Source organism: Pseudomonas ceruminis (assembly GCF_021602025.1).
Classification (GTDB): Bacteria; Pseudomonadota; Gammaproteobacteria; order Pseudomonadales; family Pseudomonadaceae; genus Aquipseudomonas; species Aquipseudomonas ceruminis.
This window is the reverse complement of the sequence record NZ_BQHW01000032.1, coordinates 1-12,444: the sequence shown is the minus strand read 5'-3', so window position 1 is coordinate 12,444 and position 12,444 is coordinate 1. Positions and strand designations below refer to the sequence as shown.

The window sequence follows — 12,444 nt, the reverse complement described above, 5'->3', positions numbered from 1 at the left end:
CGAACACAATTGATCAGCTATAAAAAACGCAAGCCGAGGCCTGCGTTTTTTGCTATGCAGTCGCCTTACTTCTCGACGAACGCACGCTCGATCAGGTAGTCGCCCGGCTCGCGCATGCGCGGGGAAATCTTCAGGCCGAAGCTGTCGAGAACCTCGCTGGTCTCATCCAGCATGCTTGGGCTACCGCAAATCATCGCACGGTCGTCCTGCGGGTTGATCGGTGGCAGACCGATATCGCTGAACAGCTTGCCGCTGCGCATCAGATCGGTCAGGCGGCCCTGGTTCTCGAACGGCTCACGGGTAACGGTCGGGTAGTAAATCAGCTTGTCACGCACCGCCTCGCCGAAGAACTCGTTCTGTGGCAGATGCTCGGTGATGAACTCGCGGTAGGCCACTTCATTCACGTAACGCACGCCGTGAACCAAGATTACCTTCTCGAAACGCTCGTAGGTTTCCGGGTCCTGGATGACACTCATGAACGGCGCCAGGCCAGTGCCGGTGCTCAGCAGGTACAAGTGCTTGCCCGGGTTCAGGTCGTCGAGCACCAGGGTACCCGTGGGCTTCTTGCTGATGATGATCTCGTCGCCTTCCTTCAGGTGCTGCAACTGGGAAGTCAGCGGGCCGTCAGGGACCTTGATGCTGAAGAATTCCAGGTGCTCTTCCCAGTTCGGCGAAGCGATGGAATAGGCGCGCATGAGCGGACGGCCATTATCCTGTTGCAGGCCGATCATCACGAACTGACCGTTCTCAAAGCGCAGGCCCGGATCGCGGGTGCACTTGAAGCTGAACAGGGTGTCGTTCCAGTGATGCACACTGAGGACACGTTCGTGGTTCATGTTGCTCATCTAGGGGGCTCCTGAAGAAAAACGCAGCGCGCACACGCGCAGTTGCGCGATAGTTTAGGGGCAGCGACAATATCTGTTAACTGAATTATCAAGATATGTGTTATCGGTTATATAGATATGCGATTCACTCTTCGTCAACTGCAGGTCTTCGTTGCCGTGGCCCAGCATCAGAGCGTCTCCAGGGCCGCCAGTGTGCTGGCCCTGTCGCAGTCGGCCGCCAGCACGTCCATCACCGAACTGGAGCGGCAATCGAGTTGCCAGCTGTTCGACCGTGCGGGCAAGCGCCTGGCCCTCAATGCCTTGGGCCATCAGCTGTTGCCCCAGGCGGTTGCGCTGCTTGATCAGGCCAAGGAAATCGAAGACCTGCTCAACGGCAAGTCCGGTTTCGGCTCGCTGGCGGTCGGCGCCACGCTGACCATCGGTAATTACCTGGCGACGCTGCTGATCGGCAGCTTCATGCAAGTGCATCCGGAAAGCCAGGTGAAACTGCACGTGCAGAACACCGCGCATATCGTGCATCAGGTAGCCCAATACGAAATTGACCTGGGTCTAATCGAAGGCGACTGCAACCACCCGGACCTTGAGGTACAGCCTTGGGTTGAAGACGAACTGGTGGTTTTCTGCGCGCCACAACATCCGCTGGCCAAACTCGGCCGCGCCGATATCGAAAGCCTGTCGCAGGAGGCGTGGATCCTTCGCGAACAAGGTTCAGGCACACGCCTGACCTTCGACCAGGCCATGCGCCATCACCGCGCCAACCTAAACATCCGCCTGGAGCTGGAGCACACCGAAGCGATCAAGCGAGCCGTGGAGTCTGGCCTGGGCATCGGCTGCATCTCGCGCCTGGCACTGCGCGACGCCTTCCGCCGGGGTAGCCTGGTACCGGTGGAGACCCCGGAGCTGGACCTCATGCGTCAGTTCTACTTCATCTGGCACAAACAGAAATACCAGACCTCGGCCATGCGCGAGTTCCTCGAACTCTGCCGTAACTTCACCGCTGGTTTTACCCGCAGTGACGAGATTGTTTTGCCGCCGATTGCCTAAAGCAGGATCACGCCCCACACCATCGCCACCATGGTCAGTGCCACCAATTGCGCGGCGCTGCCCATGTCCTTGGCATTTTTCGACAATGGGTGACGCTCCAGGGAGATGCGATCGATAGCAGCCTCCACAGCCGAGTTGAACAGCTCGACAATCAGGCCGAGCAAGCACACGGCGATCATGATTGCCCGCTCCGCACGGCTGACCGGCAGCCAGAAGGCAATCGGTATTAGCAGTACGTTGAGCAGGACCAGTTGACGGAACGCGGCTTCACCCTTGAAGGCGGCGCGCAGGCCGTCCAGCGAATAGCCGGCGGCGTTGAAGATGCGTTTGAGGCCGGTCTGGCCTTTGAATGGCGACATGTGCGTCACTTCACCGATGAAAGGCCAGCAGACTAGTGCAAAACGAGTAAAAAAAGCGTGAAGGCGCAGGCAGTTAGCTGCTCGCAACCGATTCAAGTTGTTGCAGCAGCAGGGCGGCCTGGGTCCGGGTGCGCACGCCAAGCTTGCGGAAGATCGCCGTCACGTGGGCCTTGATGGTCGCTTCCGACACATTCAACTCATAGGCAATCTGCTTGTTCAGCAAGCCTTCGCAGACCATCGTCAGTACGCGGAACTGCTGCGGCGTGAGGCTGGCCAGGCCTTCGCTGGCAGCCTTGGCCTCGGCCGAGACATCGACCTTGTCGAACGCCTGAGGCGGCCACCAGACGTCGCCGTCGAGCACTTTCCTCACCGCATCCTGAATCACTTCCAGGCCGCTGGACTTGGGAATGAACCCACTGGCGCCAAATTCGCGGGACTTGACCACTACAGCAGCCTCTTCCTGGGCCGAGACCATCACCACCGGTATTTGCGGGTACTGGCCACGCAACAGGACCAGGCCAGAAAAGCCATAGGCGCCCGGCATGTTCAGGTCCAGCAGGACCAGGTCCCAATCGGCCTTTTCGCTCAGGCGGGTTTCCAGTTCAGCGATGCTCGCCACTTCAACCAGGCGCACATCCGCGCCCAGGCCGAGGGTAACGGCCTGGCGCAAAGCGCTACGAAACAGCGGGTGGTCATCGGCTATCAGGATTTCGTAAGTGGCCATCGATCTATGGATCCTGTTCTGTGCCAGGCGCATGCGGGGTAGTAATAGCGCCTGGCGGGGAATCGGCGCCAAGGATGCCGAGCACGGCCGGGGGTGGTCAAGCCAATCGCCCTGCCGCCTCGCCCACCCTGGCTGCCAGCCCGGTCATTATGAACCAAAGTGGAGCGCCTGCCCCTTGGACTATAGGAAGGTATGCAAACGCTGGTGAATCTCGTCCTGTTCATCCAGCGCCAGGCGACGCTTGCCGCTCAGGTAATGCAGGCTGAACACATCCAGGTAGGCATCCAGGGCCTGTGAGGCCTGATTGTCCCCGGCCAGGTCCAGGCACATGGCGGCGACTTCCGCCGTGCAGAAATGATCGTCCCGCTTTGAACGGCGCAGGCGATAGCGCGACATCTGCTCGGCTTGCAGGCTCAGCACGGGGAAGCGGTCCAGGTACGGGCTTTTGCGGAACATCTTGCGCGCTTCGGTCCAGGTGGCATCCAGCAGGATGAACAATGGGCGTTTGCCTGGCTCACGCACGACTTCGCTAACGACCCGCTCCTGGGCGACAAATTCGCCAGGGAAGACAATGTAGGGCTGCCACTGAGGGTCTTCGAGCAAAGCCAGCAAGCGCTCATCCACCGAGGTTCGCAACCAGCCAAAGGCGCTGGTGTCTTCGACCAGGTCCGCAATCAGCCAGCCCGTGTTGGTAGGCTTGAGCGGCTCGGTATCATGCATCAGCAGGCACACCGCAGAATCGGCCTGCACCCGGGGCTTCCAGGCGCACAGGCAATGGGTGGCGATCACTCGGCAGTCAGGGCAACGCTCGGCCCTTGAACCACGGGCGATAAAAGGCTTGTTGCTGCGTGCCAGCCGTTCGGCGCGCAGGCGCGCTACCGCATGGCTCATGCTGGCAGGCCTTTGGACAGGTTATGACTGGGCACTGCGAAAACTCTGCAGAAAACAAAGTGGCAGTCTACCAGAGCGGACATGGGTTTGCCGTGCAGCAAGCCTGTCTGATCCCTTACAATCTATGCTTTGGCGCCCTGAAATCGGCCATGCGGGTTTCACGGAACGTCAGCCGTCAGCGCATGTCAAAGCGCCAGTCATCGAACCAGGAGAGATTCATGCTGCGTCTTATCGTCCCGACCCTGAGCCTGTTGCTCGCCCTGCCACTGGCTGCCCAGGCGGCCTCCAAGCAGGAGTTCGAACTGAACAAGATGCTGCAGAAGGTCGCCAAGGAAAGCAGCGTCGGCACGCCCCGCGCCATTAACGAAGATATCCTCGACCAGGGTTATACCGTCGAAGGCAAGGCCTTGGTCAACCACCTGAGCGTGCGTTCCAGCCATGCCGAACGCATGCAGCAGAACCCGGACCAGGTGCGCAGCCAACTGGGTGACAGCGTATGCCGTAACAGCGGTTACCGTAACCTGATGTCCAAGGGGGCCGTGATGGTCTATCGCTTCACGGTGTACAAGACCAACCAGCCGGTCATGGACCAAGCCTTCGATGCTGCCAGCTGCACCGCCGGCAACAAGAAAAAGTAATCACGTCACCCGCTCATCCTCCGCGCGCCGCAGTGCTTCGTCGGCGCGCATCTCTGCCAACAGCGCCTGCAGGTAGGGTGACTGGCATTCCAACACCGCCAACCTGCGAATACACTCCGACTCCAGGCTCACATGATGAACCTGCGCTGCATTTTCCAGCTGCTGATATAGCTGCCGGTCTACTTCGATGGTCAAGCGATGCATACCGCCACCTCACGCCTCGACACGGTTCGCTTCTCCAGTTAATCAAACCCTCACCGCTATTGGCTGTGTGCCGACAAGTGGCTGCCGACTCGCAAGTCAGCACGAACGGGCGCAAGGGTCTAAATTGATAACGAAGACTCGAAAACCAACAAGATGGTCTTTTGCTTACCGCCCTACACCACTGCATCAATGGCCTTGAAGGCCTACTGCAATGCTCGGGATGCACACTCGAGCCAGAGCAGCCAGCGACACACGTAGTGTCGCGGCCGAGCCAGGCCATCGGTTCGGTCAGAGGTTTTGCTGCAGAAGGAGATGTTGAATGCCTTACCAATCGAACGAACACTTGTTCAATCACTTCAGGGACAGCGGCATCGACCTGAGCAAGGTTGACGAACAGCTGCAACTGGTCGCGCCGAACAGCCCGAACCTGCCGCTGTACCGCGACATGATGCTGACCATTCTGCGCATGGCCCATGACGACCGTGATCGCTGGAGCGCCAAGATCACACTGCAGGCCCTTCGCGAACTCGATCATTCCTTCCGCACGTTGCAACGCTACAAGGGGCGCCGCAAGGTCACCGTATTTGGGTCGGCGCGTACACCACTGGAACACCCGATGTATGCCTTGGCCCGCGAACTGGGCGCTACCTTGGCCCGCTCCGACCTGATGGTCATCACCGGCGCTGGCGGCGGCATCATGGCGGCCGCCCATGAAGGGGCTGGCAGTGATCACAGCCTGGGCTTCAACATCACCCTGCCTTTCGAACAGCATGCCAACGCAACAGTGGACGGCACCGATAAGCTGCTGCCTTTCCATTTCTTCTTCATTCGCAAACTGTTTTTCGTCAAGGAAGCCGATGGCCTGGTGCTCTGTCCTGGCGGGTTTGGCACGCTCGATGAGGCGCTGGAAGTGCTGACGCTGATCCAGACAGGCAAGAGCCCGCTAGTGCCTGTCGTTCTGCTGGATTCACCAGGTGGCACGTTCTGGCGCGATTGCCTGACCTTCATCAGCCGCCAGTTGGAAGAAAACCGCTATATCTTGCCCAGTGACCTGAAACTGGTGCGCCTGGTGCACAGCGCCGACGAAGCCGTAGAAGAAATCAACCAGTTCTACAGCAACTACCATTCCAGCCGCTGGCTGAAAAACCAGTTCGTAATCCGCATGCACCACCGGCTTAGCGAAGCTGCACTGCATGAGATTCAGGAGAGCTTCGCCGATTTGCGCCTGAGCGGTAAATATCACCAGCATGCAGACAGCGGCGTGGAGCACGAGGTAGGCAACTTCAGCCACCTGACCCGCCTGACGTTTGCCTTCAATGGTCGTGACCAAGGGCGGCTGCGTGAGCTGGTGGACTTCATCAACTTGCCGGAGAACTGGGCAAAGCCCCAACCGATGCATACGACGCAGCGGGCACGGGAGGCGTTGAAGGTCAGCTAGGCAGCCGTGATGGGGCCGTCAGATCAATAATCATCAAGGTCGCGCCCGCTGAGTAGTCGGCCGATCATGTCCATGGGAAATCCACGGTAAGCGAGGAATCGCGCCTGCTGGGCGCGGCTGCGGGGGTCCTGGGGGCGTTGCCCAGCAAATTTGCGCTGCCAGGCCTCCTGTAACCGCTGCACCCAGTCCACACCGCTGTCTCGCAGTGCCTGGTCGATGTCGCCACGGTTCAGGCCACGCTGGCCAAGCTCTTCGCGGATACGCGCAGGGCCGTAGCCGGCATTGGAACGGTACCTGATGAAACTCTCGAGATAGCGGGCTTCGCTGAGCAGCCCTTCTTCGGCGAGCCGATCGAGCGCGGGCTCGATCAGCTCATCCGATGCACCGCGCTGACGTAACTTACGCGTCAGCTCGACGCGGCCATGCTCGCGGCGTGCGAGCAGGTCCATGGCTGTCCGTCGAACAGCAACAGGGGTGTCGAGAACGACGGACATACAGGTGGCCTATTGCTCTATCAATAACCGGCGTCGGCGTCAGCCATATCGTCGGCATCAGCCTGCGCGGCAGCGGTTTTGCCAGCAGCGGCAACGGCACCCGAGTTGAGCAGCTTCTCGCGGATCTGCTTCTCGATCTCGGTGCCAATGGCCGGGTTTTCTTGCAGGTACTTGGCAGCGTTAGCCTTGCCCTGGCCAATCTTGTTGCCCTGGTAGCTGTACCAGGCGCCGGACTTCTCGACCAAGCCTTGAGACACGCCCAAGTCGATGATTTCGCCGTTGCGGTAGATACCCTTGCCGTAAAGAATCTGGAACTCAGCCTGACGGAAGGGCGGCGAGACCTTGTTCTTGACGATCTTGACGCGGGTTTCGCTACCGACCACCTCATCGCCTTCCTTGACCGCACCGGTACGGCGGATGTCCAGACGCACCGAGGCGTAGAACTTCAGCGCGTTACCACCCGTGGTGGTTTCTGGGCTACCGAACATCACGCCGATCTTCATACGGATCTGGTTGATGAAGATGACCAAGCAGTTGGCGTTCTTGATGTTACCGGTGATTTTACGCAGCGCCTGGGACATCAGACGGGCCTGCAGGCCGACGTGCATGTCACCCATCTCGCCTTCGATTTCAGCCTTCGGTACCAGGGCGGCCACGGAGTCGACGATGATCACGTCGACCGCGTTGGAACGCACCAGCATGTCGGTGATTTCCAGGGCTTGCTCGCCTGTGTCCGGCTGCGAAACCAGCAGGTCGTCGACGTTCACGCCCAGCTTGCCGGCGTATTCAGGATCGAGGGCGTGCTCGGCATCGACGAAGGCGCAGGTGGCGCCGTTTTTCTGGGCTTCAGCGATGACCGACAACGTCAGCGTGGTTTTACCCGACGACTCCGGGCCGTAGATCTCGACGATACGGCCTTTGGGCAGGCCGCCAATGCCGAGGGCGATGTCCAGCCCCAGGGAGCCCGTGGAAATGGCTGGAATAGCCTGGCGCTCATGGTCGCCCATGCGCATGACCGCGCCTTTGCCGAATTGGCGTTCGATCTGACCCAGGGCCGCAGCCAAGGCGCGCTTCTTGTTGTCGTCCATTGAAATCCTCACGTGTTCGACTTGGCCCTGACGGCCGGGAATACCTGTATAAGTAGCCAGTATTATTCCACAGGGAAGCGTTTGAGCAAACCCCTGTCGTCGATTTACTCCACGCCAAGCTGTAACAAGCCGTCTAACGCAGCGATCACCGTCTGTCGGCGAACCGTTTCGCGGTCGCCGTCGAAGTGGCGGCGCTCGCTGTACACCCGGCTGCCATCGGCCCATGCCAGCCAGACGGTCCCCACCGGCTTGGCCGGCGAACCGCCGTCTGGCCCGGCTACGCCACTGACCGCCACGGCAAACCGCGCGCCGCTGGCCGCCTGGGCGCCACGGACCATGGCTTCGACCACCTCCTGGCTGACCGCGCCCACTTCAGCGAACAAAGGCTCAGGTACATTCAACTGGCGGGTTTTCTGGGCGTTGGAGTAGGTGACATAACCGGCTTCGAACCATGCCGAGCTGCCGGGCACACGGGTGATAGCCTCGGCGATGCCGCCACCCGTGCAGGATTCGGCGGTGGTTACCTGGGCGCCCAGGCGACGCAGGTGTTCGCCAAGGCGGGTGGAGTGTGCGGTGATCGGGTCCATGGTCGGTTCCTTGGAAGACTGAGGGACAACCTAGCATGTCGAGCGGGTGAGCGGGACAGGCACAAGCCAGACGTGGCCATACCTTAGCGCTGCAACGCCTGTACATAATCCTGACACGCCCGCAACGCAATCAATCCCCGGTCCCCGTCATCGGTGATGGCGATAATTCGTCCAGCATGCGCTGGCTCAAGTCGGGCGCGTACGGTTGCATGATCCACGCCGCTGGCGCCGGGGGCGGCAGGCATTGCGGGACCGGCGGCGCCGCGCTCGACCAGGACCGACAGGCGCAGATCAGCAGTAGCGAGACGATCACGCAGGCGAGCCTGAGACTTTTGCACATCGGCAAGCTCCTGAAAATGGCGGGTTTCACTTTCCTGGATGCGCTGCTCCAGGCTTTGGCGACGCGCGCGCTCCGTGAGTAACAGGGAAGCCGCCACGTCGGCCTGGGTTTGGGCCTGCAGCGCCAGCTGCTGCCCATAGCGCCAGCCCTGAACCTGCCAGGCCAACGCAGCAGACAGCAGCATCAACACCACCCCCAGGCCAAGCTGAGTACGGCTCAACACAGTACTTCCCGCGCGCGCGCCCAAAGCGTCAGGCGGTCCTCCAACCCATTCAGGCCACCATTGATATGCCGGGTAATACGGTTGAACTCGCCACGATCAGCCAACGCGTTCAAACCACGTGAATGCCAGAACCATGCTGCCGATTCGCAGGCCCAACGCGGCTGCTCGAGCAACTGCGGTTGCGCCAGCAGACGCTCGTCACCGAACAGGGCACGGCTGCAGGCCTGATAGTTGTTGCGCCCGGTGACCTGAATCAGGCCACGGCCGCAATACAACTGGCCGTCACCGTCAGCCTCAGGCGTGTTGCCCAGGCGCTGGGCCAGGCGACCGGTGTCATAACGCGCCAGATAACGATCATTACCCAGCTCCTTCACATAGCGAAACTGGCCGGATTCATGGCCAACCTGGGCAATGAACGCGGCGACACGCCTGGTGTTGTCGATCTCCCAGCGCGGCAGCGTGACGTTCAAGGCCGAAAGAAAAACGCCCGCGACAGGGCGGGCGTTGGGCAGAATCTGTAGCAGTTGCATTTCTGTGAGCATGTCGAGTCTCCTTACTTGCACGGTGTACCGCAGGCCTCAAGCCATCGTCCCGGCCGAGCGCCGTGGCACCTTGCCCTTGGCATTTGCTTTCCCTGCCTTGCCGCCATTGCCCTGCACCGTGGTGCGCCAACCATCGCTGGTGAACACCTGCTCGACCGAATCGAGCTGATACTGGCCATCGAGCCCGTCACCAAAGCCGATCAGGTCGATGCTGCGCTCGGCGAACAGGTCGGTGCGCCCTGGCAGGTCAAGACGCAGCTGGGCGGTATTGCGATTGAAGCTGGCCAGGCGCGCCTTGGCCGCCTGTTCGGCGCAAGTGCGATTGGGATACAGGTGGCGGTCGGTGTGGATTGGACGATGCCCTTGCCTGCCATCGTCGTTGACCAGTTCAACCTCTTTCAGCTCGCCGCTGGCACTGTCCTGGTGGCGGGTGCGCACAGCCTTGCGAGCGGCCTTGTCATCCAATCGGCAGTGCCATTGGCTGACTTCGCTGCGGGCGATGCTGACGATATCCAGGTGTTGGCCACTGGCGCTCTGCCCTGCTTGACGCGGCAGCACCAGCAGTTGGCCGTTGGCAAGCTTTGCGGTGCAGTCGTACTGGCGAGCCAAACGGGTAATGAAGTTGAAATCCGATTCATTGTATTGGTCGGCGCGCGGCACCTGTGTGGCTACCGGGCATACCGTTTGCCAGCCATTGCGCGCACCGATCTGGGCGATGATGCGTTGCAAAGGTGCCGCCTCCCAGCTGTCACTGCGGATGGTTTTTCCGCTGCCACACAGGTCACTGGCCTTGCCGCGCACCACCAGGGTATCGGGTGGGCCGAACACCTCGACTTCGTCCACGGTGTAGCGCCCCAGCCGAGCCAGAGGCTCGCCGGCATAACCCAGATGCACTTCGATCAGCGCGCCACGGGCAGGCAACGCCACGGCACCGTCACGGGCATCTATGCGCAACTCGAAGTCGTCCGAATCCATCCCCGGCTTGTCGGTGGTGCGCAGCAACAACAGGCGGTCGTTGATCAGGGCGGTGATGTCTTTACCATCTGCCTGGATGCGAAATTGCGGTTGCATGGCATTCACTCCCAGAGTTGTATGGAGGTGGCTGCCGCTGCCGACAACGCCGGCAAGCGCACCACCACCCCGCTGCGAAAAGGCTGCACCTCGTCGGCCAACCCCTGATTGGCTTGCAGCACCGCCTCCACAGTGCCGTCCAGGTGCCCGTAATAGTGATGACAGAGGGTATCGAGCACGTCGCCCTCAGACGTTTTGCAAGTCTTGGCCATAGCTGACGAACTCCAATGAGAATCCCTGTTTGCGTGGAATACCGCCGGCCAGCAAAGCCCCCTGCTCCTCCTCGATGCCGATGAGGCACCAGGTGCCCAGCACTTCGCCATAGCCTGTGGTCAGCGACAGGGGCAACAACTGGCGGCCGATGCCACGCAGCGCTTGCAACTGGCCCAGCCCGCCTTTGAATCCGGGGAAGATCGCACCGCGGATGCTGATGGTTTCTTCACCCAGGCTGATTGCCTGCTGTGCGTTGTCACGGCTAAGGCGCTCCTGGCCAGCCCAGCGAAAACGCGTTTGCCGGCGCAACTGGTCGAAAGCGGCGGTGTCTAGATTGAAGTAATAAGGTGGCGCGTTCGCCTTGAGTGGCTGCAGCACCAGCAGGTGTGGGAAGGGTTTGATCGCCTCGGCCGTCGGCGTCGCCTCAGGCGCGAAGCCCAAGGTCGACAGCACGCCGCTGGCCACTGCGCGTGCATCACCCAGCACACGGCGGATGGCCGCCCCCGCCTTGCCCAGATGTTCAGCGAAAGCATCGACCTGATCACGCACCTTGCGCACCACGTCAAGTGCCTGGTCATACTTGGCTACAACGTTGTCCACGCGCCGCTTGGCCGACTCAATGGCACGCATCGTGCGTTGCAGGCGCTTGCCAATGGCCGGGCCAATCCATGGCAAGGCTTCAAGCTCGGCAGCCGCTTCCTTTGCATGGCCGACTGCCTGGCTCATGGGCTCGAGCATGGCGTCGGCACGCCGACGCCCTTCCTCGCCCGCCCTGACCAGCGCATGCAGCCCACCTTGCAACTGCTCCAGGTAGGTCATGGATCCTCCTTATGGGTGTGGTTGGTCCGCCATCTGCACCGAACGTGCCTGACGCATCAGGTCGTCCAGTACGCGTCGGGCGATGGTTTCCAGTTGTTGCAGGGTGGTCGGGTCGTCGAAGCTGTTGTTGACGGTGACCGGCATGTTGGCGTTGAAGGTGAACTGCTGGTTGATGACCTGTGGCACCGGAGCGCAGGGAAGCTGCGCCGTCGGCGAAGCGACAAGCACCGGGAGGGTTGCACTGTCCAGCGCCGGGGCCGGCTCGTCAGGCATCTTGGGAGCCCCGGGCATACTGGAGCCCTCGACACGAGGGCCTGCCTGGGCCTTGCCCATGGCTGAAGCCACGACACTGCCCAACCAGCCACCCGTGCTTTCTCCACCCATGCCGCCCAGCACGCCGCCAATCAGCCCACCCACTGCCGTGCCAATTACCGGTACCACCGACCCTATTACAGCGCCTGCGGCAGCGCCCGCCAGGGTGCCGCCCAGGCCACCGACAGCACTGCCATAACCTTCAAGCTTGCGTGCCGAACTGGCGTCGCTGTTGTAGGTTTCGACAAGCTCAAGCGTGGTACTTAGAAGAGCAACCCCGGGCAAACGCTTCATAAGCCCTTTGGCTGACGGTAGCCGAGCGGTTGCGTTAACCGGTACAGCACGCGCAGGCGAAGCGGCAGCGTCCTGGGTATGTACGGCCTGCCTCAGTGGCTGCGTTGCCACTGACGAGCCAGGGCTTTCAGGCTGCGTCGCGCTGTTGTTCGGCGCAGCCCTGTCGCCTTGCGTACCCCAGCCGAACAGCGTGCCTCCTGGCCCATCACCCACCGGCTCACGCGGGGGGGCGCCGCGCGTTCTGGCCGGTTTGCTTCTGCCCAACCTGAACAGAACGGTATCCTGTCCCCCATCGCCCACCCCACCCACCGCAGCACC

The 12,444-nt window shown here is 61.2% G+C and carries 17 protein-coding genes; 3 read left to right on the top strand and 14 right to left on the bottom strand.

The genetic code is table 11. The annotated features are described in order from the left end of the window. Positions 1-65 precede the first annotated feature (65 nt). Positions 66-845: a ferredoxin-NADP reductase gene (fpr, locus tag L6D80_RS26115; RefSeq protein WP_023381933.1), complete on the bottom strand. Its 780-nt coding sequence runs from the start codon at positions 843-845 to the stop codon at positions 66-68. A gap of 117 nt (positions 846-962) precedes the next feature. On the opposite strand from fpr, the gene finR reads away from it, so the two are divergent. Then, complete coding sequence (finR, locus tag L6D80_RS26110) at positions 963-1,889, top strand: LysR family transcriptional regulator FinR (RefSeq protein ID WP_054902064.1); 927 nt, start codon at positions 963-965, stop codon at positions 1,887-1,889. Here the strand turns inward: finR and L6D80_RS26105 are convergent. The 3 genes from L6D80_RS26105 to L6D80_RS26095 form a co-directional block, all read right to left on the bottom strand. Beyond that, positions 1,886-2,248 carry a diacylglycerol kinase gene (locus L6D80_RS26105; protein WP_054902065.1) on the bottom strand — a complete coding sequence of 121 codons (363 nt, stop codon included), beginning with the start codon at positions 2,246-2,248 and terminating at the stop codon, positions 1,886-1,888. The two genes, finR and L6D80_RS26105, sit on opposite strands and share 4 nt — an antisense overlap. 73 nt (positions 2,249-2,321) lie before the next feature. Then, on the bottom strand, positions 2,322-2,972 hold the full coding sequence (erdR, locus tag L6D80_RS26100; RefSeq protein ID WP_054902066.1) for a response regulator transcription factor ErdR: 651 nt from the start codon (positions 2,970-2,972) through the stop codon (positions 2,322-2,324). A 180-nt stretch (positions 2,973-3,152) separates the two neighbouring features. Then, positions 3,153-3,863: a tRNA-uridine aminocarboxypropyltransferase gene (locus L6D80_RS26095; protein WP_054902067.1), complete on the bottom strand. Its 711-nt coding sequence runs from the start codon at positions 3,861-3,863 to the stop codon at positions 3,153-3,155. Between the two features lie 218 nt (positions 3,864-4,081). On the opposite strand from L6D80_RS26095, the gene L6D80_RS26090 reads away from it, so the two are divergent. Beyond that, positions 4,082-4,501: a quorum-sensing-regulated virulence factor family protein gene (locus tag L6D80_RS26090; RefSeq protein ID WP_054902068.1), complete on the top strand. Its 420-nt coding sequence runs from the start codon at positions 4,082-4,084 to the stop codon at positions 4,499-4,501. Here the strand turns inward: L6D80_RS26090 and L6D80_RS26085 are convergent, their stop codons facing one another. After that, positions 4,502-4,705, bottom strand: a complete 204-nt coding sequence (locus L6D80_RS26085) for a hypothetical protein (RefSeq protein WP_054902069.1) — start codon at positions 4,703-4,705, stop codon at positions 4,502-4,504. It abuts the gene before it with no gap. Positions 4,706-5,024: 319 nt separating this feature from the next. Between L6D80_RS26085 and L6D80_RS26080 the strand changes: the two genes are divergently transcribed. Beyond that, complete coding sequence (locus tag L6D80_RS26080) at positions 5,025-6,143, top strand: LOG family protein (protein ID WP_176515747.1); 1,119 nt, start codon at positions 5,025-5,027, stop codon at positions 6,141-6,143. Between the two features lie 23 nt (positions 6,144-6,166). On the opposite strand, the gene recX is transcribed toward L6D80_RS26080, so the two are convergent. The 9 genes from recX to L6D80_RS26035 form a co-directional block, all read right to left on the bottom strand. Then, on the bottom strand, positions 6,167-6,637 hold the full coding sequence (gene recX / locus L6D80_RS26075) for a recombination regulator RecX (protein ID WP_176515749.1): 471 nt from the start codon (positions 6,635-6,637) through the stop codon (positions 6,167-6,169). 20 nt (positions 6,638-6,657) lie between these two features. After that, positions 6,658-7,725: a recombinase RecA gene (gene recA / locus L6D80_RS26070; RefSeq protein ID WP_176515751.1), complete on the bottom strand. Its 1,068-nt coding sequence runs from the start codon at positions 7,723-7,725 to the stop codon at positions 6,658-6,660. Positions 7,726-7,829: 104 nt separating this feature from the next. Next, a complete protein-coding gene (locus tag L6D80_RS26065) occupies positions 7,830-8,312 on the bottom strand; it encodes a CinA family protein (RefSeq protein WP_054902073.1) in 483 nt (160 codons plus the stop codon). Positions 8,313-8,395: 83 nt separating this feature from the next. After that, positions 8,396-8,872 (bottom strand): lysis system i-spanin subunit Rz, encoded by a 477-nt coding sequence (locus L6D80_RS26060; protein WP_054902163.1) that lies wholly within the window; start codon positions 8,870-8,872, stop codon positions 8,396-8,398. Next, complete coding sequence (locus L6D80_RS26055) at positions 8,869-9,417, bottom strand: glycoside hydrolase family 19 protein (protein WP_176515753.1); 549 nt, start codon at positions 9,415-9,417, stop codon at positions 8,869-8,871. Before L6D80_RS26055 ends, L6D80_RS26060 begins: the two co-directional genes overlap by 4 nt. A 36-nt stretch (positions 9,418-9,453) precedes the next feature. Further along, entirely contained in the window at positions 9,454-10,488 is a 1,035-nt protein-coding gene (locus L6D80_RS26050) for a phage late control D family protein (RefSeq protein ID WP_054902075.1), read from the bottom strand. A 5-nt stretch (positions 10,489-10,493) separates the two neighbouring features. After that, positions 10,494-10,700: a tail protein X gene (locus L6D80_RS26045; RefSeq protein ID WP_054902076.1), complete on the bottom strand. Its 207-nt coding sequence runs from the start codon at positions 10,698-10,700 to the stop codon at positions 10,494-10,496. Beyond that, on the bottom strand, positions 10,675-11,520 hold the full coding sequence (locus L6D80_RS26040; RefSeq protein ID WP_054902077.1) for a phage tail protein: 846 nt from the start codon (positions 11,518-11,520) through the stop codon (positions 10,675-10,677). Before L6D80_RS26040 ends, L6D80_RS26045 begins: the two co-directional genes overlap by 26 nt. A gap of 9 nt (positions 11,521-11,529) precedes the next feature. Beyond that, entirely contained in the window at positions 11,530-12,126 is a 597-nt protein-coding gene (locus L6D80_RS26035) for a hypothetical protein (protein WP_176515724.1), read from the bottom strand. Positions 12,127-12,444: the final 318 nt, after the last annotated feature.

Bases quoted from the DNA above. Each gene is read 5' to 3' on its own strand.
- L6D80_RS26035 (WP_176515724.1), bottom strand. From the start codon at position 12,126: ATGAAGCGTTTGCCCGGGGTTGCTCTTCTAAGTACCACGCTTGAGCTT.
- recX (WP_176515749.1), bottom strand. From the start codon at position 6,637: ATGTCCGTCGTTCTCGACACCCCTGTTGCTGTTCGACGGACAGCCATG.
- fpr (WP_023381933.1), bottom strand. From the start codon at position 845: ATGAGCAACATGAACCACGAACGTGTCCTCAGTGTGCATCACTGGAAC.
- L6D80_RS26105 (WP_054902065.1), bottom strand. From the start codon at position 2,248: ATGTCGCCATTCAAAGGCCAGACCGGCCTCAAACGCATCTTCAACGCC.
- L6D80_RS26085 (WP_054902069.1), bottom strand. From the start codon at position 4,705: ATGCATCGCTTGACCATCGAAGTAGACCGGCAGCTATATCAGCAGCTG.
- L6D80_RS26080 (WP_176515747.1), top strand. From the start codon at position 5,025: ATGCCTTACCAATCGAACGAACACTTGTTCAATCACTTCAGGGACAGC.
- L6D80_RS26045 (WP_054902076.1), bottom strand. From the start codon at position 10,700: ATGGCCAAGACTTGCAAAACGTCTGAGGGCGACGTGCTCGATACCCTC.
- finR (WP_054902064.1), top strand. From the start codon at position 963: ATGCGATTCACTCTTCGTCAACTGCAGGTCTTCGTTGCCGTGGCCCAG.
- L6D80_RS26040 (WP_054902077.1), bottom strand. From the start codon at position 11,520: ATGACCTACCTGGAGCAGTTGCAAGGTGGGCTGCATGCGCTGGTCAGG.
- erdR (WP_054902066.1), bottom strand. From the start codon at position 2,972: ATGGCCACTTACGAAATCCTGATAGCCGATGACCACCCGCTGTTTCGT.
- recA (WP_176515751.1), bottom strand. From the start codon at position 7,725: ATGGACGACAACAAGAAGCGCGCCTTGGCTGCGGCCCTGGGTCAGATC.
- L6D80_RS26090 (WP_054902068.1), top strand. From the start codon at position 4,082: ATGCTGCGTCTTATCGTCCCGACCCTGAGCCTGTTGCTCGCCCTGCCA.
- L6D80_RS26050 (WP_054902075.1), bottom strand. From the start codon at position 10,488: ATGCAACCGCAATTTCGCATCCAGGCAGATGGTAAAGACATCACCGCC.
- L6D80_RS26065 (WP_054902073.1), bottom strand. From the start codon at position 8,312: ATGGACCCGATCACCGCACACTCCACCCGCCTTGGCGAACACCTGCGT.
- L6D80_RS26055 (WP_176515753.1), bottom strand. From the start codon at position 9,417: ATGCTCACAGAAATGCAACTGCTACAGATTCTGCCCAACGCCCGCCCT.
- L6D80_RS26095 (WP_054902067.1), bottom strand. From the start codon at position 3,863: ATGAGCCATGCGGTAGCGCGCCTGCGCGCCGAACGGCTGGCACGCAGC.